Origin of the sequence: Bibersteinia trehalosi USDA-ARS-USMARC-188, from assembly GCF_000521725.1 — a bacterium.
Lineage (GTDB): Bacteria > Pseudomonadota > Gammaproteobacteria > Enterobacterales > Pasteurellaceae > Bibersteinia > Bibersteinia trehalosi.
The window spans coordinates 1,633,902-1,656,533 of the sequence record NZ_CP006954.1 but is presented as its reverse complement, the minus strand read 5'-3'; the positions used below and the strand labels follow the sequence as shown (position 1 = coordinate 1,656,533).

17 protein-coding genes are annotated in these 22,632 nt (G+C 40.7%); 7 read left to right on the top strand and 10 right to left on the bottom strand.

Annotated elements, in window-relative coordinates:
- A complete protein-coding gene (locus F542_RS07505) occupies positions 1–561 on the bottom strand; it encodes a nitroreductase family protein (RefSeq protein WP_015432102.1) in 561 nt (186 codons plus the stop codon).
- Between the two features lie 110 nt (positions 562–671).
- Between F542_RS07505 and sppA the strand changes: the two genes are divergently transcribed.
- From sppA to F542_RS07480, 5 genes are all read left to right on the top strand, one after another.
- Complete coding sequence (gene sppA, locus F542_RS07500; protein WP_025267228.1) at positions 672–2,540, top strand: signal peptide peptidase SppA; 1,869 nt, start codon at positions 672–674, stop codon at positions 2,538–2,540.
- 130 nt (positions 2,541–2,670) lie between these two features.
- Entirely contained in the window at positions 2,671–3,219 is a 549-nt protein-coding gene (pgsA, locus tag F542_RS07495) for a CDP-diacylglycerol--glycerol-3-phosphate 3-phosphatidyltransferase (protein ID WP_015432104.1), read from the top strand.
- 63 nt (positions 3,220–3,282) lie between these two features.
- Positions 3,283–5,118 carry an excinuclease ABC subunit UvrC gene (gene uvrC / locus F542_RS07490; protein WP_015432105.1) on the top strand — a complete coding sequence of 612 codons (1,836 nt, stop codon included), beginning with the start codon at positions 3,283–3,285 and terminating at the stop codon, positions 5,116–5,118.
- Between the two features lie 119 nt (positions 5,119–5,237).
- Positions 5,238–5,552 (top strand): MazG nucleotide pyrophosphohydrolase domain-containing protein, encoded by a 315-nt coding sequence (locus F542_RS07485; protein ID WP_025267227.1) that lies wholly within the window; start codon positions 5,238–5,240, stop codon positions 5,550–5,552.
- A 25-nt stretch (positions 5,553–5,577) separates the two neighbouring features.
- The gene (locus tag F542_RS07480; protein ID WP_025267226.1) at positions 5,578–6,423 is read left to right on the top strand and encodes a DUF817 domain-containing protein; all 846 of its coding nucleotides are present in this window, start codon (positions 5,578–5,580) and stop codon (positions 6,421–6,423) included.
- Between the two features lie 64 nt (positions 6,424–6,487).
- On the opposite strand, the gene F542_RS07475 is transcribed toward F542_RS07480, so the two are convergent.
- From F542_RS07475 to argC, 8 genes are all read right to left on the bottom strand, one after another.
- Positions 6,488–6,793, bottom strand: a complete 306-nt coding sequence (locus tag F542_RS07475) for a hypothetical protein (protein WP_025267225.1) — start codon at positions 6,791–6,793, stop codon at positions 6,488–6,490.
- A 4-nt stretch (positions 6,794–6,797) separates the two neighbouring features.
- Positions 6,798–7,985 (bottom strand): poly-beta-1,6-N-acetyl-D-glucosamine synthase, encoded by a 1,188-nt coding sequence (pgaC, locus tag F542_RS07470; RefSeq protein WP_407636814.1) that lies wholly within the window; start codon positions 7,983–7,985, stop codon positions 6,798–6,800.
- A gap of 60 nt (positions 7,986–8,045) precedes the next feature.
- The gene (pgaB, locus tag F542_RS07465; RefSeq protein WP_025267223.1) at positions 8,046–9,929 is read right to left on the bottom strand and encodes a poly-beta-1,6-N-acetyl-D-glucosamine N-deacetylase PgaB; all 1,884 of its coding nucleotides are present in this window, start codon (positions 9,927–9,929) and stop codon (positions 8,046–8,048) included.
- 9 nt (positions 9,930–9,938) lie between these two features.
- A complete protein-coding gene (gene pgaA / locus F542_RS07460; protein WP_042365679.1) occupies positions 9,939–12,350 on the bottom strand; it encodes a poly-beta-1,6 N-acetyl-D-glucosamine export porin PgaA in 2,412 nt (803 codons plus the stop codon).
- 411 nt (positions 12,351–12,761) lie between these two features.
- Positions 12,762–13,943, bottom strand: a complete 1,182-nt coding sequence (locus F542_RS07455) for an aspartate aminotransferase family protein (RefSeq protein WP_025267221.1) — start codon at positions 13,941–13,943, stop codon at positions 12,762–12,764.
- Positions 13,936–14,808: an acetylglutamate kinase gene (gene argB / locus F542_RS07450; protein ID WP_025267220.1), complete on the bottom strand. Its 873-nt coding sequence runs from the start codon at positions 14,806–14,808 to the stop codon at positions 13,936–13,938. Before argB ends, F542_RS07455 begins: the two co-directional genes overlap by 8 nt.
- 165 nt (positions 14,809–14,973) lie before the next feature.
- Complete coding sequence (gene argJ / locus F542_RS07445) at positions 14,974–16,194, bottom strand: bifunctional glutamate N-acetyltransferase/amino-acid acetyltransferase ArgJ (RefSeq protein ID WP_025267219.1); 1,221 nt, start codon at positions 16,192–16,194, stop codon at positions 14,974–14,976.
- Between the two features lie 104 nt (positions 16,195–16,298).
- Positions 16,299–17,243 carry an N-acetyl-gamma-glutamyl-phosphate reductase gene (gene argC / locus F542_RS07440; RefSeq protein WP_025267218.1) on the bottom strand — a complete coding sequence of 315 codons (945 nt, stop codon included), beginning with the start codon at positions 17,241–17,243 and terminating at the stop codon, positions 16,299–16,301.
- A 252-nt stretch (positions 17,244–17,495) separates the two neighbouring features.
- Here argC and rlmKL point away from each other — a divergent pair, with 252 nt between their 5' ends.
- Complete coding sequence (gene rlmKL / locus F542_RS07435) at positions 17,496–19,697, top strand: bifunctional 23S rRNA (guanine(2069)-N(7))-methyltransferase RlmK/23S rRNA (guanine(2445)-N(2))-methyltransferase RlmL (protein ID WP_025267217.1); 2,202 nt, start codon at positions 17,496–17,498, stop codon at positions 19,695–19,697.
- A gap of 1 nt (position 19,698) precedes the next feature.
- On the top strand, positions 19,699–20,178 hold the full coding sequence (trmL, locus tag F542_RS07430) for a tRNA (uridine(34)/cytosine(34)/5-carboxymethylaminomethyluridine(34)-2'-O)-methyltransferase TrmL (protein WP_025267216.1): 480 nt from the start codon (positions 19,699–19,701) through the stop codon (positions 20,176–20,178).
- A 49-nt stretch (positions 20,179–20,227) separates the two neighbouring features.
- Here the strand turns inward: trmL and uvrD are convergent, their stop codons facing one another.
- Entirely contained in the window at positions 20,228–22,411 is a 2,184-nt protein-coding gene (gene uvrD, locus F542_RS07425; RefSeq protein ID WP_025267215.1) for a DNA helicase II, read from the bottom strand.
- Positions 22,412–22,632 lie beyond the last annotated feature (221 nt).

Sequence of the window (22,632 nt, the reverse complement as noted above, 5' to 3'; positions counted from 1 at the left end):
TTATCCCTCTAGGTAGCAGACAAAGCCTTCTGTATTTTCAGTTTCAGTTGCTGTTGTAATTTCCGCTTTATCTTGTGGGGAACCAATTAAAATTAGTCCGATTACTTTTTCATTTTCTTTACATGTCAGCATTTCGCGCATTGCTTTGCCTTGCACCCAATGTTTGCTGATCCATACTGTTTCGAAGCCTTGAACATTCGCGGCAAGTTGTAACGCATAAGTTGCACAACCTGTTGTTACCATCTGTTCCCAAGCAGGAACTTTTTTATTTTGGTCATCCAGTTTGGCAATAGCCGCAACAACGGTTGGTGCTTGTGAGGAAAGTTTTTCTGCTTTTTCTAAGCCTCGTTCGCCTAAATCAAATTCAGTGACAGCCGCAAGCAATGCTTGATACAGTGCTTGCTTATTCTCAATAACGACAAAACGATAAGGTTTTAATCTGCCGTGATCGGGCGCTCGCAGGGCTGCTTTAAACATGTGCTCAAGTTGATCGCGGTTTGGCGCAATATTGCCAAATTTTTTGCATGAACGGCGGCGTTGTAAGAAATCTAAGGTGTTCATATAAGGCTTCTCGAATGATAAAAAGACGCAAAATCATAACATAATTTGTTAATTTCCGCCTGAATTTGTGGTAGCTTACACTGCAATTTTTCTGATAGGAGGTATTAATGATTATAAAAATTTTTAAAGGGCTATATCGTGCTTTTTGCTGTGTGCGGGAATTTACGGTAAGCCTATTTTTTATTTTATTTGTACTGGCATTTTTTGCTTTTACTTCATTACTCAGTAGTGATAGTAGTAAATCAAAAAATGCAGATCCCGCTTTTCAAAGCGGGGCATTAACGCTTAATTTTGATGGTTATCTTGCAGATAACCATGATGAATTTGCCGATTTTCGCCGTTTTTTACAGTCAGAAATTGGCAATGGGAGTGAACCGCTCAAAATTTCAACCTTTGATGTTGTACAGGCTATCCGTAAAGCAGCAAAAGATAGCCGGATTAAAGGCATCGTATTAGATTTGAAGAATTTCTCTGGGGGGGATATTGCCTCGCTCACCTATGTAGGTAACGTATTGCAAGAATTTAAGCAGTCAGGGAAATCCGTGATTGCTGTGGGAGACTTGTTTAGTCAAAAACAATATTATCTGGCAAGCTTTGCAGACAACATTTATCTTAATAAATCGGGAATGGTTGAGCTACAAGGGTTGAGTTATTCTAATCTCTATTTCAAATCATTATTAGAGAAAATTGAGGCTGTACCCTATGTTTTTCGAGTTGGGACTTATAAATCAGCGGTTGAACCATTTTTGCGTGACAATATGTCTTCTGAAGCTAAAGCAAATGCTCAATTATGGTTAAGTAAACTTTGGCAAAATATGCGAGATAACATTGCGAAAAACCGTGAAATAAACGCAGAAAATGTTGTTCTCGCTCCAGAGAAATTATTGCAGCAATATCGCGCTTTAAAAGGTGATGACGCAGAATTCGCGCTTAAGCAAGGATGGATTACACAAAGCCTTAGCAGCCGAGAAATTAAGCAGAAACTAATCGAGACTTTTGGTAAACATCCTAAACGGGGCTATCAGCATATTGAATATTTAGATTATGCTGCAGAATTACCCGATCGCTTTAACCTTAAATCACAAGAGAAAATAGCTGTGGTTAATGTAGAAGGGGAAATCGTTTGGGGTAAAGGAGACGAAAACAGTGCGGGAAGTGATGAAATTGTACAATTATTACACCAAGCTCGGGCTGATGAGAGTGTGCAAGGCGTCATTCTCCGTGTTAATAGTCCTGGTGGTAGTGCGGTGGCTTCTGAGTTAATTCGCCAAGCAACAGAAGATCTTCAACATGCAGGTAAACCCGTGGTTGTTTCAATGGGGGGAATGGCAGCTTCAGGAGGTTATTGGATTTCTGCTACTGCGGATAAAATTATTGCAGCACCAACAACATTGACTGGCTCTATTGGTATTTTTGGATTATCTGTAAATTTAGAAAAGACTGCCAAGAAAGTTGGGGTTAGTGAAGATGGTATTGCAACCTCGCCATTAGCGCGGCAATCGGCATTAAAGCCATTAGATAAAACACATGTTGAGATGATCCAAATTAGCATTGAAAACGGCTATGATCGTTTTTTAGCTCTGGTGGCTAAGGGGCGTAAGATGAGTAAAGCTGAAGTGGATAAAGTGGCACAAGGACAAGTTTGGCTAGGTGAAACTGCATTGACACATGGCTTGGTAGATCAACTAGGCGATTTTGACGATGCCTATGATGTACTTAAATCGCTGATTAATGCCAAACGTAAAGCACAGAATCTAGCTGAACGTGATAGCTTCACAGTACAATGGTTTATTGAACAAAAAGAAGATTTCTTTAGTCAGTTAATGCGTGATTTTAAAATGAAAGCGAAATTGGATTTATCTATGTTGCTTGATAGTCCACTGGCTGGAAAAATTAAACAACAAAGTAATCTTTTAAATAAATTTAACGACCCAAAACAGAGTTATCTTTACTGCCTAAATTGTGGCAGTGTCAATTAGTGATTGTCGCTAAATTAATTATCTAAAGTACAAGCGGTCATTTCCTTACAAAATTTTGCAAAAAAGGGCGTAGAAGTGACCGCTTGTTTTGTTTAAAATAGTTCAACTTTTCTTGCTTGAGCTGCGAATTATGAAATTCAATATCCCAACCTACCTAACTATTTTCCGCGTTGTACTTATTCCACTGTTTGTTGTGGCATTTTATCTCCCATTTAAATATTCACCAGAGCTTACTACCTTAATTTTCTTTATTGCCTCTATTACTGACTGGTTTGACGGCTATCTTGCTCGTAAATGGAATCAAACCACACGATTAGGCGCATTTTTAGACCCTGTGGCAGACAAAGTTTTAGTGGCGGTTGCTTTGGTATGTGTGGTTGAGCACTACCATACTTGGTGGATAAGTATCCCAGCGGTAATTATGATTTCTCGTGAAATTATTATTTCGGCATTGCGTGAATGGATGGCAGAAATTGGTGAAAGAGCAAATGTGGCGGTCTCTATTTGGGGAAAAGTGAAAACCACTGCACAAATGTTTGCTTTGGGGGGATTACTTTGGCGACAAAGTGAAACAATGGAAATGCTTGCCTTTATTTTGCTTTATGTTGCGGCAGGATTAACGATTTGGTCTATGTTGCAGTATTTGAAAGCCTCAAAAGGCAGTTTATTGAAATCGTAATGTGCTGTAAAAATAATTGTAGGGGCGGGCCGATGTGTCCGCCCGAAATTTTGGTGATATCCTATGTCGCAATTTGACCCCAAATCCTTCCTTGCTAACGTCCCTCACAACGCAGGCGTTTATCGTATGTATAACGATAAAGGCGAAATTATCTATGTGGGCAAAGCAAAAGACTTAAAAAAACGCCTTTCTAGCTATTTCCGATCAAATTTAGCCAGCCGTAAAACCGAAGCGTTAGTGGCAAATATCGCCCATATTGAAACCACCCTCACCCATTCTGAAACCGAAGCTTTATTGCTGGAACACAATTACATTAAGGAAAATCAGCCAAAATACAATGTGTTATTGCGTGATGATAAATCCTATCCCTACATTTTACTGACCAAACATCAGCATCCACGCCTTGCCAGTTTTAGAGGAAGCAAAAAAATCGCAGGGGAGTATTTTGGGCCTTATCCGAATGCTGGGGCAGTGCGAGAAACTTTGAATTTACTGCAAAAAATCTTTCCAATTCGCCAGTGTGAAGACAGCTACTATAAAAATCGTTCACGCCCTTGTTTGCAATATCAGATCGGGCGTTGCCTTGCCCCTTGTGTAGAAGGTTATTATTCGCAAGATGAGTACAATAATCAGGTGAATTTAGTCCGTCTGTTTTTGCAGGGGAAAGACCATCAGGTGGTGGAATATCTGATCGGTAAAATGGAAAAAGCCGCCGAAGAGCTGGATTTTGAAATGGCGGCACGCTATCGGGATCAAATTCAGCAGGTGCGAGCGGTAACCGAAAAACAATCTATTTCGCAAGACAGATTAGATGATCTGGATATTATTTCTATCGTCTATCAGCACGGTATTGCCTGTGTGCATATTTTATTTGTGCGTCAAGGCAAGGTGTTGGGTAATCGCAGCTATTTCCCCAAAGTGCCTAACCACACGGAATTAGCAGAATTGAGCGATACCTTTATCGGGCAGTTTTATTTGCAAATGAACCAGCACCGCACTATCCCAAATCAGATTGTGATTGACCAAAAAGTGAGTGAAAAATCAGCCCTAGAAGCGGTGCTGACCGAACAAGCAGGACATAAAGTTACCATTTCAGATAAAGTACGTGGCGAAAAAAGCCGTTATTTAGCCCTTGCACATACCAATGCAGTGGCCGCACTTAACTTGCAATTAAAGCAAGATGAGCGTATTCACAAACGTTATGAAGCATTGCAAGCGGTGCTAAATTTAGAAAAAATTGCAAGAATGGAGTGCTTTGACATCAGTCACACAATGGGCGAGCAAACAGTGGCGTCCTGCGTGGTGTTTGATGAAAATGGCATTCTCAAATCCGATTACCGCCGTTTTAACATTGAGGGGATTACGGGCGGTGATGATTATGCGGCAATGGAACAAGCTTTGCTTAAACGCTATGATCGCCCACTTCCCCCTGAAAAAATTCCCGATATTATTTTTATTGATGGGGGTAAAGGGCAATTGAATCGAGCGTTGGAAACCTTTGCAAAATTGAACGTAGAATGGGATAAAACCCAACCGCTATTGATTGGCGTGGCAAAAGGGGTAGAACGCAAAGCAGGCTTAGAGACCTTGATTATCAGCAAATGGGATAAGGAAATTCATCTGCCCCCCGACAGCCCAGCGTTACATTTAATCCAACATATTCGAGATGAAGCCCATAATTATGCGATCAACGCCCACCGCAAAAAACGGCAAAAAGCCTTTACTGAAAGCGGTTTGGAAAGTATTGCAGGTGTCGGGGCAAAACGTCGCCAAGCGTTATTGAAATATCTTGGCGGAATGCAAGGTGTGAAATCAGCCACGCTGGAAGAGATTGAAAGCGTACCGGGCATTTCAAAAGCATTAGCGGAAGTGATTTTTGATACGTTAAGGAATGAGTAAGCCCACCATTAACAAAGTAAAACGTTGTTTACGTGGGCTTACGCCCACCCTACGGTAATTTGAAAAAACACCGTAGGGGCGGACCGATGTGTCCGCCCGAACAATAATAAGGAACACAAATGCACTTTTCAGATTATCAAAAATGGGGTCGAGAATTTTATCAACAGCAAGGTTGGTATGAACGAGATGTTTTTCGTCGTTTGGCTTATCTTACCGAAGAGGTGGGCGAAGTTGCCGCCGCGGTGCGAGCGATAGAAATTGGCTATGAACGCCCAGATAAAGCGGATTTAAACGAAAAAGAAAAATGCCAAGCTCTTATCGAAGAGCTTGGCGATGTGCTGGATAATCTTTGCGTGCTAGCGGATAAATACGGCATTGAATTAGAAGAGGTGATAGCTGTACATCAAGCCAAATTCAATAATCGATATAAATAACAAGCGGTATAAAAATAGGTAAAAAATGCTAAATCAGTTTGATAAATGGTTGATGAATCACCAGCCGAATTTACAATTGCGTGGTATTCGTCGCTTTTGTGTTGAGTTTTGCTTTTTTGGATTAAAGGAAGCAAGGGCATGCTTGTTTGCAGGGATGTTTTTTGTGGCAATGTTTGTTGTGCCAAAAGCAGGCTTATTTGGTATACCGCGTTATGATATTTTGCTGGTTTTTGCATTGTTGATGCAAATCGTGATGTTAAAACTTAAGCTCGAAACTTGGGATGAACTGAAAGCTATTAGTTTGTTTCACTTAGTGGGTTTTGTGCTAGAAGTTTTTAAAACTTCAGTGCATATTCAGTCTTGGGCATATCCTGATTTTGCTTATACTAAAGTGCTGAATGTACCATTATTTACTGGGTTTATGTATGCGGCAGTTGGTTCATATATCATTCAAGCATGGCGATTATTTGATCTTAAAATTTATCGCCACCCACCCTATTGGTTGGCAACACTTACAGCATTATTGATTTATCTTAATTTCTTTACCCATCACTATTTAAGTGATTATCGCTGGTATATTGCTACTTTTGCACTTGGATTATACGCAAGAACGTTTGTGCAATTTACGCCTTACGATACTGCGCGAAAAATGCCACTATTACTCGCCTTTTTTCTAATAGGTTTCTTTATCTGGTTAGCAGAAAATTTAGGTACTTTTGCTGGGATCTGGCGTTATCCAAATCAGCTTGGCGCGTGGTCTATGGTGCATGTGAGTAAATGGAGTGCGTGGGCTCTATTGGTCATCATGACATTTACTATTGTCGTGCATCTAAAGCATATTAAAGCGAGTGTTAGCATCTCGAAAGACTAAAAAAACAAGCGGTCAATTTTGCATATTTATTTGCAAAACTGACCGCTTGAACTGAAAAATAATATTATTTTAAATCATTATTTTCCTTATTTTGGGTATTGCGCTTACTTCTTGTAATCACAGCCCATAATATAGTTAGGATGAGTAATCCTAACACGATTAAAAACATCAGGCCTATTACATCAATAAAAATTAAATTATCAATAATAGGAAGGTTAAGGATATGATCTGCATGGACGTAGATAAAGTATCCCACGTAAATCCACAATCCCCAGGTGATAATATCAATTAATATAGTTTTTAATTTTAATTTAAGTGGTAAGTTACGACTTTTATTAATTACCATTAATTTTTGTAATTTTCTTGGCATATACTTATACTCCTCTATCTGGGCTTACCCAAACTGCTAATTGGGATTTGTTTCTAAAAATGGCTTTTGGAATACCAATTAATAGCGTTAATGTGTTTAGTAACCAATATACCCATGGATACCAGATACAAGAAAATACATAGCGAGTTAATCCTTTTTCGTAACGGCTATCAATATACATGCTAAATAAGCATTGAAAGAAAAAGGCCGAGAACAAAATAGCAATACTGGTTCTCAGTAGTAGCAGATTTTGATTCCATATTAATGGTTGAGAGAATAAAAACTGATAGGCAGCAATCAGTGTGGTGATTATCAGTGAAATAGCCCAGATTGCCGTGATAAAATATTCAATATACATTGGCCATAAACGGCGATTTTTAAATCGCCATACTTGGGAAAAATATTTCATAATGACTTCTGCACCGCCTTGCGCCCAGCGTAAGCGTTGTTTGAATAATCCAGAGAGTTTTTCTGGCATTAATACCCAACATAGTGCACGCGGTTCATAGTAAATATCATAGCCAGCAGTTTGGAGTTTCCAGCTAACATCAATATCTTCCGTGATCATATTTTGGCTCCAGCCACCGATCTCTAACATGGCATCTTTACGGAATAAACAGCAAACACCAGAGACAGTGAAGATTGTCCCCATCAGGCTTTGTGCTCGCTTAATCAGACCGATAATAGAGCTAAACTCAGAAACCTGTAATCTACCTAAAATTGTGCTACGGTTTCTTACGCGAGGATTGCCTGTTACTGCACCATATTTTGAAGATTTTTCCAGTGATTCGACCATGTAGTCGAGAGCCCTATAATCTAATACAGCATCACCATCAATACAGGCAACATATTTGCCACGTGCAATTTTTAAGGCATTATTTAATGCGCTTGCTTTTCCTGAATTTTGCTGGTGAAGGGGAATTATTTTCGAATTCTGCTCAGCCCAGCGATCAATAATTTCTCCAGTACTATCTTTACTCCCATCATTGATAAAAATTAATTCATAATTGGGATAACGTAATTTTAATAAATGTGGGATAGATTCATCTAAATTTTCTGCTTCGTTATAGCAAGGGATCATAACACTTACCATCGGCATGTTATTTTGGTGTTTGCAAAATTTTTGCTTAGATAAATTTCTCTCATAAAGAATAAAATAGACAATACCTGCTACCGACCAATAGAGAGCCATTACCGCAGGGTAGGCGAAAACAAAAATGCCAAAAATTTCTAAAAACATATGAATACCTTGTTATTTTGTCGAGTTTTGATTAATTGACATGTAAGGTCTAATTTGCTTTAAATTAGGTTGGTTGTTAATAAAGTTATCTGGATAATAACCGAAACTATAGATACCGTTTTTAGTTAATGTACTAATCCAATCAATCATTTCAGCTGTTGGTATCGCTTTATTATTACGCCAGTTTACTGCTTGTAGCTCAAATAGTACTTTATGCAAAGGGATATTCTCCGCTTTTACTAAATGAATTAAATTGTCTAGCCAAGCTTTGGCTTCTTTAGCATCAATTGAATTCTCATTTTCCATATAAGGCATTGCCATAATGGCGGTAGTATCATAGTGTTGAGTAAATTTTACAAAATTCTGTGCAAACCAAGCTTCTGATTCCGGTTGAGTGATCAATGACGCATAAATATTACGTGCTGTTTTGATTTTTTCTTTACCATAACGGAAATAAGGTGCAAGGCTTTGTGTTAATTCATGCGTAAATTGAATTAAATCTGCAGTCTTTTGCGCACTGTTATCATTGATCTCAAAATCGGTAAGGAATGCATCATCATGAAAAAGAATGCCATTGAACTTGGCATAAAATGCGAGATCTTGATAAATGGATTGAATCATCGCTTTATTTTTTGCTGAATAAGGGTTTAGGCGAAGATAGTGATTTTCAGCAGGTTTGCCTGTACGACGATCAAGCACGTATTCACCTTTTTCACCAATATCAAAAGCAAGCACGGGCATCCATGCATAGACTTTTACATCGGCTCGACTAATTAATTGCCAAGCAACTTGGCTAAACAGATCCGATTTCACTGGCAAATATTTATTGGGGAAATAAAGCGCATCAGCAACGCCGTTACCATCTTGATCAGCATACGCCTGTAGGTAAACAGTCGTAATGCCATAATCATAAATACGCTGAATAAGTGCATCTAAATTTTTAGCCTGCTGGGCTGGGTTGGGATCAAAGACATAATCTAAATCGACATGTATTACTCTCTGTATGCCATTTTCAGCCGTTTTTCCCACCAAATATTCTTCGATAGTATCAATTGAAGTTTCTGCATCCAGTAATAATCGCCCGATATGTTTGTCACCGGCACGATTAACTTTGCTCATATCTAAAGAAAAATGATGAGGCATACCTGCTTGGCGGGCAACCTCTACGGCAGTGTCATTAAATTGTCCATAAGGCCAAACAATAATTCGAGGTGCATGTCCTGTATGTTGATGAATGAATTTCACAGAGGATTGAAAATCGCGTTGTAAACGTTGGCGATATGCTTGTTTGCTCTCGTATTGACCATTTTTGTAGATAGGTGAAATTACCGCAGGGATCTGACTACCTGCAGGGTTTGCATTAACCCCATAGTGGAGATCGTGAGTATGTGAGGCGATTTCGACTAATCCACTACGCTGCATTTCTGCCACTTCATGCCATTGGGCAAAGGCATTGCGAGAGAGTTTAGCGGTGCTTCCATATTGAATTTGGCTACCCGTTGGGGCATTTAACCAGCTACTTACAGGGGCAAATACCGCTGGATAGTTGTAGGCTTTTAGCAAGGGAAAAATAGTGCTATACATGGATTCATAGCCATCATCAAAGCTGAGTAGTACCGCTTTATCTGGCAGACTACTTTTTCCTGCTTCTGCATCCACAACTTGCTGCCAAGCGATAACATTGTAGCCATTCGTTTTTAGCCAATTAAAATGGGCGATTAATTGGCGCGCAGGAATGGTTTGCGGTAGATAGTATTTATCTTGCTCGGGTGCATTTTCATCAAGCACTGAATGATAAGCAAGTACATGGTATTCGTTGTTTTTTGCAGCGGTTTCTCCGACAAATATTGCCATAAAGAGAAATAAAAAGATCTTAAATTTATTATTAAAAGTCATTATTAAACCTTATTTAAAATAGAATGAAAAATTAACATTGGCGAAATTATTAAATTCTGTGTCGCCGTCATAAATATTTTTCTTACGCCCGATCTCATAGCTAATAGCTAATTTCTTACCCATCCGCCATTGATGTTCATAACTGAGCGACCAAGTTTTTGCATGCGATTCATGTTTTTGTGAATAGCGTCCAATATTCCCTTTTAGGTGATGGGTGAGGATTAAGCCGTAATCAAAAGGCTGTAGGTAGGCAATATTTGTACCAAATTCAACACTTTTGCTTTGTTCAGGATTGTAATAAATAGCGTTATTAATTTGCCTATTCTTTTGATAATCGAACCGGAGCGAGTTAGAAAGTGACCAGCGATCTTTTTGTAAAGTGTGGAGATTTGCCCAAACAAAGTAGTTTTGACGTAAATTACTATCATCAAATTTCATCCAATTCGCATTTAAGCCGGCTTGGAATCGATCGCTATAACGGTAAGTTGAGGCAATACCTATATCTTTGCTATAGATATTTTGCTGAATTGCTTTAATTGGGGTTTGGCTGCCATTACGATTAGCTTGCAACGCAAACGACCAGTGTTGGGAATACTGGTAATTTAAATTCAGTGTGAAATAGGCTCTATCATTGAGCTTAATACCTCTACCTGCTTCAAAATTTAAGTCTAACGGATAAAAATTTAAAGCGACACCAGCTCCTGCACGTTGTTGTTTTAAATTTTGTTGCCCATTGGGGGCATTGTTTGCAAGATAATGAACATAAGCTCGATGTCCTTTGAAACTGCGTGGTGAATAAATAAGATATTCTTGTGAAACCTCATTATTTTCACTGTCTTTTGGTGAGGTTTTATGTTGTATACCAAAGTGTGCGATCACCTCTGTTGAACTTAAGCGCTCATAGCGTTCTAACAAACTACGTTCTTGAAATTTTTGTGTATCATCAAATGAACGGATAATTTGAGAAGCTGTTTTCCAATCTTGACGATCTAATGCCACATTAGCGAGTAAACGCTGGCTATTGTGACGTTCATGTGGCGCCAAAAATGGCATCGCGTTATTTGCCCAAGTTTCTGCATCGTCATAATGTTGAAAAGCGCGAGACAATTCACCAATTTCTAGCATTGTCCAAGGATCACCAGGGGTTTTTTGTTGTAAACGCTCTTCAAGTAAACGCATTGCCTTAGCTTTATTCCCTCGCCAGTTGGTTAAACTCACTTGACTAAAGAATTGGCGATCATAATTAGGGTTAATAATCCGCTGAGTATGGGTATAGTCTTGTACAAATGGCGGTTCATCAATGGCATTGGCATATTGTTCAGCCAATTTAAATTGTCCACTATCACTTGCGGCATTGACTAATTTAAAGCGCAATTCGGCAGGAATATTTTCAGACGGCTTTACCAAATTTTGATAAATAGATAATGCTTTTGAAGGAGAGCCTTCAGCTAAGAGGGCATCCGCATAAGATTCTTGCACATAATTAGGAATCGTCTGCACAGATTTTTCTAGTTGGCGATAGTCGGCAAGGGCTGAGCGGTAATTTTTGAGGCGAACAGCCAAGACGATGCGATCTTGTAATGCTTGTCGATAGATAGGTGAATCAACGGTATTTTGTGCTATTAATTGACTTAATTGTTGGAAAGATTGATCAAGTTGCTGGGGCGTGATTGCTTCGCCACGAACATTATTGATTGCCATTGTGTGTGAAAGCCAAGCCGCATCATTTGCACTAAAGAGCTCGGGGTATTGTGATTTAAGCCGTTGTTGTAGCGGAATCAGATTATATTTTGCCGCAAGGCGATAGAGTTCCAAAGCAAGCGCTTGATTTTGAGGATTTTTTTGCAATTCATCTTGTAGGCGCCCAATTCTACCAATTTCTGTTTCAGCATTTTGGCGTAAGTAGCCGAGAGCTTCTTCAACAGCACTGTCTTGCCCAAAACGAGTGATATAACGATTGAGACTATCTTTTGCTTGTTGGTAGCGAGCTAATTCAATAAAAAGTAAACCACTACCAAGCAACCCATTAGGGTTTTGTGGAAATTTTTTTGCCAGTTGCTGATAAAGCGTCAGTGATTTTTGCAACTGTTTCTGATTACGTGCTGCTCGAGCTAAATTTTCCAGTTCACTCTCTGAAAAATCACTTATTTTACATTTTGCGCAAACATTCAACGCTTGTTGATAATTTTCTTGACGAATCAGTAGGGCGATTAAATCATCACGTACCTTTTTGTCACTGGTTTGTTTATAAAGTCTCCTCAACTCCTGAATAGCTTGGGTGAGCGCTGTGTTATTTTCGCGGGAGGCGATCACAATTTGTTCACGCTGTTCATCAATCTTGGAGTAAGCAAGGCTTATTGTGGAGTGCGTTGCTAATAACAAAGATAGAGGTAGGATTGGTGTTTTATATAGTTTTTGCATATTAAAAAAGCCTAAAAATCCAAATATATCGAATATATTAGATTTGTATAATTAAGTTTGCTTAAAATGCAGCGAATTATAAAGCATAAAAAATTAGAGCAATAGCCCTGTTTATGCTTGATTGCTCCAAAAAAAGCATCCTGCTCCAAAAGTAAAATAAAAAGTTATACATCCATATACTAGGCTCAGTTGATAATTAGAATTATCAACTGAGCCTAGGTATAACCAAATTTGGCGGAAGTTTCGACTGCTGCTGTGTGTTTTTAGTTCAAAATTTTTAAAAGAAAAAGATAGGATGTTTAGATATAAGTACCAAAGTCTAATAATGAGTAGGAACAAGCGATACCAAAAATAGCTAAAATTTTCCAAGGAATAAATGAAAAAGGCGCACATAGTTGGCGCCTTAGTGAGTTAATAACTTGCCAGAATATGCTGTAGTACAGCCAAGCCTTCAGTTATCTCTTCATCTGAAATAATCAACGGCGGCAATAAACGTAATTTATGTTTCGCTGTTAAAAACAACACGCCTTGTTCAATTGCTTTTGCCACTACATTACTGGCTTGAATATCTTCTTCAAATTCCACCCCAAGCATTAAACCTAAACCGCTGACGGATTTTACTTTTGGCAATTTTGCTAATTCTGCTTTCAGTTTTTCCCCCTTGCGTGCGACTTCAGCTAAAAAATCGGGCGTTAATTTATCCATCACCGCATTAGCCGCCGCACAGCTCACAGGATTTGCCCCAAAGGTTGAGCCGTGATCGCTTTTACCAAGCGTATATTCACATTTTTCACCAAACAGTACTGCCCCAATTGGCAAGCCACCTCCTAAGCCTTTGGCAAGGGTAACAATATCAGGCGTTAAACCAATATGTTGATAGGCGAACATTTTGCCCGTGCGCCCTATGCCTGTTTGTACTTCGTCAATAATCAACAAAATATCGTTCGCTTGGCAAAGTGCTTGCACGCCTTGTAAATAATCGGGATTCAACGAATTTAAACCGCCTTCTCCTTGCACGATTTCCAGCATTACCGCACAAACATCATTTTGGTTGAGTCGTTGCGTGAGAGCACTAAGATTATTTGCTTCTAAATGTTCAAAACCTTGTGTGAAAGGGAAAAAATGTTGATGAAAGACAGCTTGGCCTGTCGCCGCAAGGGTAGAAATGGTTCGCCCATGAAAAGAATTCACCAGAGAAAGAATCGTTGAGCGGTTTTCACCGTATTTATCAACACTATATTTGCGAGCAGTTTTTATTGCTCCCTCGTTGGCTTCTGCCCCCGAATTGCAAAAAAAGACCCGTTTTAACCCGCTTGCTTTCACTAATTTTTCGGCAAGTTGCGCAGCGGGAGAGGTGTAGAATAAATTAGAGGTATGAGAAAGGGTGCTTGCTTGATGAATGACCGCTTGTAGCCAATTCTCATCAGCCCAGCCCAAACTATTTACCCCAATCCCAGAGGTAAAATCCAAATAGCGTTTGCCCTCAAAATCCCATACTTCACAGCCTTTAGCGTGGCTTAATGCTAAATCAAACCGCCCATAGGTTTGGGCGATATAGGTGTGATCTAATTGCTTGGCTGTCTGACTACTCATGATTTGCCTCCTTTTTATAAAACAACGTCCCATTCCCTTCGGTGCTGAACATTTCTAGCAAAATCGCGTGGGGAATTCGTCCGTCAATAATGGCAGATTCTTTTACGCTAGCTTTCACACAATCCACACAGCAGGCGATTTTAGGGATCATACCGCCACTGATAATGCCTTTATCAATGAGCGTTTGCACTTCGCTAATTTCCACTTCGGGGATTAAGGTACTTTCATCATCTTTATTCATCAATAGCCCTGCAATATCGGTCATACTCACGAGTTTTTCCGCTTGTAATGCTATTGCTATTTCACTAGCGGCGGTGTCGGCATTGATGTTGTAAGCGATACCCTGTTCATCTGCACCAATGGTCGCAATCACAGGGATAAAACCAGAATCAAGAGCGAAGTTGAGCAATGTAGTGTCCACACTTTTGATTTCGCCCACAAAGCCTAAATCGTATTCGGTCTGTAATTTTTCGCACAGCAGCATATTGCCGTCTAAGCCACATAAGCCTATGCCTTTGCCTTTAAGCAAAGCAACGAGGCTTTTGTTTACCTTGCCTGCCAGCATTTGTTGCACAACGTCCATCGTTTCTTTATCGGTTACACGCAAACCGTTGATAAATTGGCTTTCCTTGCCAATGAGCTTCAATCCGTGAGAAATTTCAGGGCCACCGCCATGCACTAACACGACTTTTACGCCTATTTGGTTGAGCAATAGTAAGTCTTGCATAACGGCTTGTTTGAGTTCTTCGTTGATCATCGCATTGCCACCGTATTTCACCACGATGGTTTTACCTTGATATTTTTTGATATAGGGCGTTGCTTCGCCCATCACTTTGGTGAGGGCTTCAATTTGGGATTGTTGCATATTGGTTTTCCTGTTTTTTATCATCTTGGGGCTTCGCCCCAATAAAATCTCCCCTAACCCCTCTTTTTCAAAGAGGGGAATTTATTTCGTGGGGAAATCACGCTCAATCTTATTTTACGCTCAAAAAGATCGCCCCCTCTTTGAAAAAGAGGGGAGGGGGGAGATTTAACTACGATAATCCCCATTGATTCGGACATATTCATAAGTTAAATCACACCCCCACGCTTGGGCGAATGCGGTGCCATCGTGCATATCCACTAAAATTTCAATCTCGTTTTCACTTAAAATTTCAGCGGCTTTTTCTTCGCTAAATGGGTGGTAGGCAGCGTTTTCGCATACTTTGACTTCCCCTTTGGCACTTTTGAGGATCACAGAAACGCCGTCAATGCTGAAATTGCCTTCGGTGTAGCCAATGGCACATAAAGCACGTCCCCAGTTAGCATCTTCGCCAAACATTGCCGATTTAAATAGGTCGCTAGAAATAATACTTTTCGCGATTTTTAGTGCATTTTCTTCTGTATTGGCATGGCTTACGGTGCATTGCAATAATTTCGTTGCACCTTCGCCATCTTTGGCAATTTGACGGCACGCCCAAATACAAACCTGTTTTAATGCCTCACAGAAAAGCACAAAATCCGCATTTTCTTCATCAATTTCAGGGTTGCCTGCTAAGCCATTTGCCATTACCGTTGCCATATCATTGGTGGAGGTATCGCCGTCCACATTGATTTGGTTGAGCGTGGTTTTAACCGTCGCTTTCAACGCTTTATCTAACATTGCAGGCGTGATAGCCACATCGGTTGTAATGAAAGTGAGCATTGTCGCCATATTTGGATTGATCATTCCACTGCCTTTGGTCATCGCCCCGATATGGCAAGCTTTACCGCCCAATTCAAATTGAATTGCGTAGGATTTTTTGACAGTATCGGTGGTCATAATCGCTTCGGCAGCTTGCTCTCCCCCTTCATAGCTTAATTCCTCAAAGGCTTTGGGAATACCATATTCAAAAGGCTCAATCATTAGTGGTTGCCCGATAACGCCTGTGGAGGCAATCACAAAATCCGTTGGTTTTAATCCAAGCGTTTCCGCTGCCAGTTGGCAACATTGCTCGGCAATTTCCACGCCATTGGGATTACAAGTATTGGCATTACCACTATTGCATAACATGGCTTGTGCATAGCCGTCCGCAATGTTTTTTTGCGTTACAAAAATCGGTGCGCCTTTCACTTTATTTTGCGTATAAACAGAGGCAGTAGCACAAGGCACATCGCTCACGAGCAAGGCTAAATCCAATTTGCCACGATTACGGCGAATGCCACAATGCACGCCACTTGCCTTAAATCCTTTTGGTGCGGTAACCCCGCCGTTGATTGTTGTGAATGTCATATTTTATTCCTTAAATTTAAAATTTTTATGTAGGGGCGGACCGATGTGTCCGCCCATTAATTTCGTGGGATATTCGGGCGGACACATCGGTCCGCCCCTACAAATTAAATATCTAAACCTGCTGTTTCATCTCGTCCCAACATCAAATTCAAACACTGCACTGCAGCACCGCTTGCGCCTTTGCCGAGATTATCAAAACGTGCCGCAAGCAGAATTTGAGACTCATTGGCATACACAAAAATTTGCATACTGTCTTTGCCTGCGTATTCATTGGCATTAAGCATATTATCATCAGGCATTACACCAAATGGTTGGACTTGAATCAGCGAGCTATCGTGGTAGTAATCTGACAATAGCTGATGCACGGCAACGCCTTCTTGATAACCTTGATTAAACTGAGCCGTAAATAACGGCACGGTAACGAGCATTCCACTGTAAAAATCCGCAACGACAGGAGTGAATAATGGTGCATTATTTAACCCTGTTAGCGTTTGCATTTCAGGTAAATGTTTGTGTTTAAGTGGCAAGCCGTATAAACGAGGAGCCGTGTATTTTTCCGCCCGATCTTGGGCTTGATATTCGCCAATCATCGCTTTACCACCGCCTGAATAGCCCGTTAAAGAGTGGCAAGAAAGTAAGCTGTCTTTGGGTAAGGCGTTCTTTTCAATCAATGGGCGAACTAACGCAATAAAACCGCTAGCGTGGCAACCCGGTACAGCAACTCGGGTTGCATGTTGGATTCTTGTTTTTTGCCCTGTAAGTTCAGCGAATCCATAAACCCAGTCGGAATGAGTACGAAAAGCGGTAGAGGTATCGCAAATTTTTGCTGATTTTGGGGCGCTTGCAATGATTTCTTTGGAAGCCTCATCAGGCAAACAAAGCACAGTAATATCCGCCTCTGCGATTTTCGCCAGACGAGCATTGCGATCTTTTCGCTCATTTTCAGCTAGGCTTAATAATTCAATATCTGTTGCTTGCCCTAAACGTTCATAAATCCGCAATCCCGTTGTGCCTGCCGCACCGTCAATAAACACTTTGTATTTTGCCATTTGATTTCTCCCAAAGTATAAAGAATGAACGAGAGTGTAGAGTGCTTTTGCTTCAAAAACAAGTTAAATTTGCATATTTATGCAATAAAAGTGATTTTTTATTTTGAAATTTGCTTAAAAGAGTGGTTTTTAACCGAAATTTGGAGTGAGTGAAGTTTCTTTACGTGATTTTGCAAAATTTTTGCGGATTTTGACCGCTTGTTTCGCTATTTCCGCTATAATTTGTCAATTTTGTTGAAGATAAAAGAAAGTATGATCAATCAAACCTATTTCGCCACTTGCGCTCGTGGCTTTGAAGAAATGCTAAAAAGCGAGCTGCAACAAATTAACCATGCTGAATGCAAAATTGCCCAAGGCGGCGTGCATTTCACCACTTCCCTTGAAGGGGTATATAAAGCGTTATTACACAGCCGTTTAGCCTCACGCATTTTATTGCCGTTAATTACCACTAAAATTTTTAGCGATAGCGATCTTTATGCCTCAGTAGTTGCCTTTAATTGGGCAGAATTATTTGACCCACGTGATACCTTTTTTGTGGATTTCAACGGCACAAACCGAGAAATTCGTCATACCCAATTTGGTGCAATGCGTGTCAAAGACGGTATTGTGGATTATTTTGAGCGTAAAGGTTTTGCTCGCCCAACTGTTGATAAAATCCGCCCTGATGTGCGTTTACACGCTTATCTGAACCGTGAAGAGCTCGTGATTTCGCTCGATTTAAGTGGTGAGGCGTTGCATATGCGTGGTTATCGTGAAGATACAGGCGCTGCCCCGTTGCGTGAAACCCTTGCAGCAGCAATTATCCTGCGTTCTGGCTGGAAAATAGGCACACCGTTAGTAGATCCAATGTGCGGCTCTGGCACACTGTTAATTGAAGCAGCACAAATGGCAGCCAATATCGCCCCACAAATCAGTCGCAAAAAATGGGGCTTTGATTGCTGGAAAGGGCATCAGCCTGCTGTGTGGGAAAAGGTCAAGAATGAAGCGGTAAAGAAGCAAATGGTAGGGGCGGACCGATGTGTCCGCCCTGAAACAGGCGAAAATGGGCGGACACATCGGTCCGCCCCTACAATGTTTTTTGGTTTTGATCTCGATCATCGTGTTCTCGCTAAGGCAAAACAGAATGCCGAGAATGCAGGCGTGGCACATTTAATCCAATTTCAGCAAGGCGATGTAGCCGCACTTAAAAATCCATGTGCGGAGCATATCGGCACGGTAATTTGTAACCCCCCATATGGTGAACGACTTGGCACAACGCCTGCGTTAATTGCACTCTATTCTGTTTTTGGGCAACGTTTAAAACAGCAGTTTGCTGGGTGGAATGCCTCTATTTTTAGTGGCGAGCCTGAACTACTCAACTGCTTACGTTTACGTTCTGCTCGTCAATTTAAAGCGAAAAATGGGCCGTTAGATTGTGTGCAGAAAAATTATCTGATCAGTGAAAATGCTAACAAGCGGTCAGATTTAGGCGAAAATTTACAATTTGAACAAAATCGTGAAGTGGCAAAAGATTTTGCCAATCGCCTTGCGAAAAATATCAAAAAAATTGAGAAATGGGCGAAACAACAAGACTTAGAAGCCTATCGCTTATATGATGCGGATTTACCAGAATATAATTTAGCGGTGGACAGATACAAAGATCACATTGTGGTACAAGAGTATCAAGCCCCGAAAAACATTGATGAAAATAAAGCACGCCAACGCTTGCTTGATGCCGTTTCGGCAACGCTGGCGGTTACAGGCGTTGAAACAAACAAATTAGTGCTGAAAGTACGCCAAAAACAAAAAGGTACCAATCAGTATGAAAAATTGGCAAACAAAGGCGATTATTTCTTTGTAGAAGAGTATGGGGCGAAGTTGTGGGTCAATCTCACTGATTATTTGGATACAGGCTTATTCTTGGATCATCGCCTTACTCGTAAAATGGTAGGCGAAATGGCGAAAGGTAAAACATTCTTAAACCTATTTGCCTATACGGGGTCAGCGACGATTCACGCTGCACTGCATGGCGCAAAATCTACCACCACAGTGGATATGTCTAACACTTATCTTAACTGGGCTGAGCAAAATTTAGCGCTGAATGATTTAACAGGGCGAAATCATCGCAATCACCGCTTAATTCAAGCCGATTGTTTGCAATGGCTTGCCGAATGTCGTGAACGTTTTGAATTGATTTTTGTGGATCCGCCAACATTCTCCAACTCCAAACGTATGGAAAACAGTTGGGACGTACAGCGAGATCACCTCAAATTGTTTGAAAATCTCAAACGCATTTTAACCCATGATGGCACTATCGTTTTCTCCAATAACAAACGAGGGTTTAAAATGGACTTTGAGGGGTTAGCCAAACTAGGTTTAACCGCAGAGAATATCTCGGCGAAAACCTTACCATTGGATTTTGAGCGTAATCCACAAATTCATAATTGTTGGATAGTGAAGCATAAGGAGGGATAGAATGTTAGATATTGTACTTTATGAACCAGAAATTCCGCAAAATAGTGGCAACATTATCCGTTTATGTGCCAATTGTGGTTTTAGACTGCATATGATTGAACCACTGGGTTTTGCGTGGGACGATAAAAAGCTCCGCCGCTCAGGGCTGGATTATCACGAATTTGTCGATATTCAAAAATACAAAAATTTTGACGATTTTTTGGCTCGCGCCAAGCCGAAACGTCTGTTTGCCCTGACGACTAAAGGCGAGCCAAATCATAGCGATGTGCAGTATGAATTAGGCGATTTCTTGATGTTCGGGCCAGAAAGCCGCGGCATTCCTATGGCAATTTTAGATACACTGCCGATGTCGCAAAAAATCCGCATTCCAATGTGCAAAGATAGCCGCAGTATGAATTTATCCAATTCGGTGGCGGTGGTGGTTTATGAAGCATGGCGGCAGTTTGGCTACCAAAATGCCGTGCCACGTCAGCCAATTTAGCTCTGCTTTACCATGTAAAATTCATTGGCGCAAACCTTGTGTCTGCGCCCTAATTTCTTTCCAATTTTGCCATTTTCGCAATTAGCCATTTGATGCCATTGGCGACAAAGGCAATTTGTAAGCGGGTTTGTTCGCCGCTGCCTTCCACATTAATAACCGTACCTTGCCCAAATTTTTCGTGAAGTACTTTTTGTCCCATTTTCCATTCATTCGTATTATCAATACAAGCGGTTGATTTTGCTTTGGAATTTACAAAAGCCGCAGGGCGGTTGATATTTCCTCGTAGCCGTACTTCACGAATATGTTCTTCAGGTAGTTCGGCAATAAACCGAGAAGGTAAATGGCGTTCTTCCTTGCCGTATAAACGACGTAGTTCGGCATAGCTAATCGTGAGTTTTTTCTTCGCTCGAGTAATCCCTACATAGGCAAGGCGACGCTCTTCTTGTAATCTACCTTCATCAAAGCTCATTCCACTCGGGAATAAGCCTTCTTCCACCCCTACGATAAATACACGAGGAAACTCCAATCCTTTTGCTGAGTGCAATGTCATTAATTCGACATATTCCTGATGTGGTGAAGCCTGTGTTTCACCTGCTTCAAGGGAAGCGTGGGTTAAAAATGCAGTGAGATCGCTCATTTCATCGGCTTCATCAGTTTTGATAAAATCACGGGTTGCACTGACTAACTCTTCTAAGTTTTCAATGCGTACTTCACCTTTTTCGCCTTTTTCTTGCTTATACATCTCATACAAACCGGAATTTTTAATCACAAAATCGGTTTGCTCGAATAGGGGCATCTGCTCGGTTTCGTTATCCAACGCATTGATTAAATCGACAAAACGGAGTAGTGCATTTGCAGCACGTCCTGATAGCATTTCTTCTTTTACTGCTACTTGGATTGCTTGCCAAAGGGTGATCTGACGGCTACGAGTTAATTGACGCAGCACATCAAGGGTACGATCGCCAATGCTGCGTGGTGGGGTATTCACAACACGCTCAAATGCGGCATCATCTTGGCGATTGGCAATTAAGCGTAAATAGGCAAGGGCATCTTTAATTTCTTGGCGTTCAAAGAATCGCATACCGCCATAAATACGGTAAGGAATGTTGGCTTGAATAAGCGCTTCTTCAATCACACGAGATTGGCTATTACTCCGATACAGCACGGCACATTCGTTTAAATCGCCATGGTCTTCTTTCCACTGTTTAATTTGTGAGGCAACAAAACGAGCTTCATCTAATTCATTAAATGCACAATAAATATCGACAGGGTCACCATCGCCACTATCTGTCCAAAGGTTTTTACCTAAACGGTTATCGTTATTGGCAATTAAGGCATTGGCTGAATTAAGAATATGCCCTGTAGAACGATAGTTTTGCTCAAGGCGGATAGTTTGGGCATTTTGATAATCATTCAAAAAACGTTGGATATTTTCCACTTGTGCCCCTCGCCAGCCGTAGATAGATTGATCATCATCGCCCACAATCATCACATGGCCGCTATTTCCTGCCAGTAATCGGATTAAATCGTATTGAATGTTGTTAGTATCTTGGAATTCATCGATCAAAATTTGCTGAAAGCGTTGTTGATAACGTTGCAAAATCGGCGGTTTATTTTTGAATAGCTCATAGGCTCGAATTAATAACTCGGCAAAATCAAGCAAGCCAGCACGGTCGCAGGCATCTTGATAAATTTGATACAGTTTCACCAATTCTCGCCCATTATGGTCGCCTTGTTCCAGCACAATATCTTTGGCACGCAAACCTTTATCTTTTTGGGCATTAATAAACCACGCCACCTGTTTAGGTGGAAAATGTTTTTCATCAATGTTATGCAGTTTCATCAAGCGTTTGAGCAAACGAAGCTGATCTTCCGTATCCATAATTTGGAAATCTTGGGGCAGATCGGCATCGAGATAGTGAGAACGTAATAAGCGGTTGGCAATGCTATGGAAGGTGCCAACCCACATACCAAATAGGCGATGATTACCTGCTTGCATAAGGGTACTTTCAATACGCTGACGCATTTCTGCTGCGGCTTTATTTGTAAAGGTAACAGCAAGGATATTACTTTCAGGGACATTCTCCACACCGATAAGCCAAGCAATACGATGAGTGAGCACACGCGTTTTACCGCTACCTGCCCCTGCGAGTACCAAATAATTGCCGAGCGGAGCGGCTACGGCTTCACGTTGTTTATCATTTAAGCCATCGAGTAATAGAGAGAAATCCACAGTTGCCTCTTTATGTGATTTTATCCAGTAAATTATGCATTATAGCCGACAAGCGGTCTATTTTGGAAAATTTTTTGCAAATTTTACCAAGCTTTAGTATGGAGGGTTCTCTTATAGTGAAAACAGACTGCTTACTTAAATGGCTGATGCTTATTAGAGATGCCATCAGCAATATGCAAAAAATGAGACAAAATAAACCGCTTGTTCAAGCTGCTAAATTG

Excerpts from the sequence above, each read along its gene's own strand:
- rlmKL (WP_025267217.1), top strand. The coding sequence starts at position 17,496 with ATGATCAATCAAACCTATTTCGCCACTTGCGCTCGTGGCTTTGAAGAA.
- pgsA (WP_015432104.1), top strand. The coding sequence starts at position 2,671 with ATGAAATTCAATATCCCAACCTACCTAACTATTTTCCGCGTTGTACTT.
- uvrC (WP_015432105.1), top strand. The coding sequence starts at position 3,283 with ATGTCGCAATTTGACCCCAAATCCTTCCTTGCTAACGTCCCTCACAAC.
- argC (WP_025267218.1), bottom strand. The coding sequence starts at position 17,243 with ATGGCAAAATACAAAGTGTTTATTGACGGTGCGGCAGGCACAACGGGA.
- argJ (WP_025267219.1), bottom strand. The coding sequence starts at position 16,194 with ATGACATTCACAACAATCAACGGCGGGGTTACCGCACCAAAAGGATTT.
- F542_RS07485 (WP_025267227.1), top strand. The coding sequence starts at position 5,238 with ATGCACTTTTCAGATTATCAAAAATGGGGTCGAGAATTTTATCAACAG.
- F542_RS07475 (WP_025267225.1), bottom strand. The coding sequence starts at position 6,793 with ATGCCAAGAAAATTACAAAAATTAATGGTAATTAATAAAAGTCGTAAC.
- F542_RS07480 (WP_025267226.1), top strand. The coding sequence starts at position 5,578 with ATGCTAAATCAGTTTGATAAATGGTTGATGAATCACCAGCCGAATTTA.
- F542_RS07455 (WP_025267221.1), bottom strand. The coding sequence starts at position 13,943 with ATGAGTAGTCAGACAGCCAAGCAATTAGATCACACCTATATCGCCCAA.
- trmL (WP_025267216.1), top strand. The coding sequence starts at position 19,699 with ATGTTAGATATTGTACTTTATGAACCAGAAATTCCGCAAAATAGTGGC.
- pgaB (WP_025267223.1), bottom strand. The coding sequence starts at position 9,929 with ATGACTTTTAATAATAAATTTAAGATCTTTTTATTTCTCTTTATGGCA.
- pgaC (WP_407636814.1), bottom strand. The coding sequence starts at position 7,985 with ATGGCTCTCTATTGGTCGGTAGCAGGTATTGTCTATTTTATTCTTTAT.
- argB (WP_025267220.1), bottom strand. The coding sequence starts at position 14,808 with ATGCAACAATCCCAAATTGAAGCCCTCACCAAAGTGATGGGCGAAGCA.
- pgaA (WP_042365679.1), bottom strand. The coding sequence starts at position 12,350 with ATGCAAAAACTATATAAAACACCAATCCTACCTCTATCTTTGTTATTA.
- F542_RS07505 (WP_015432102.1), bottom strand. The coding sequence starts at position 561 with ATGAACACCTTAGATTTCTTACAACGCCGCCGTTCATGCAAAAAATTT.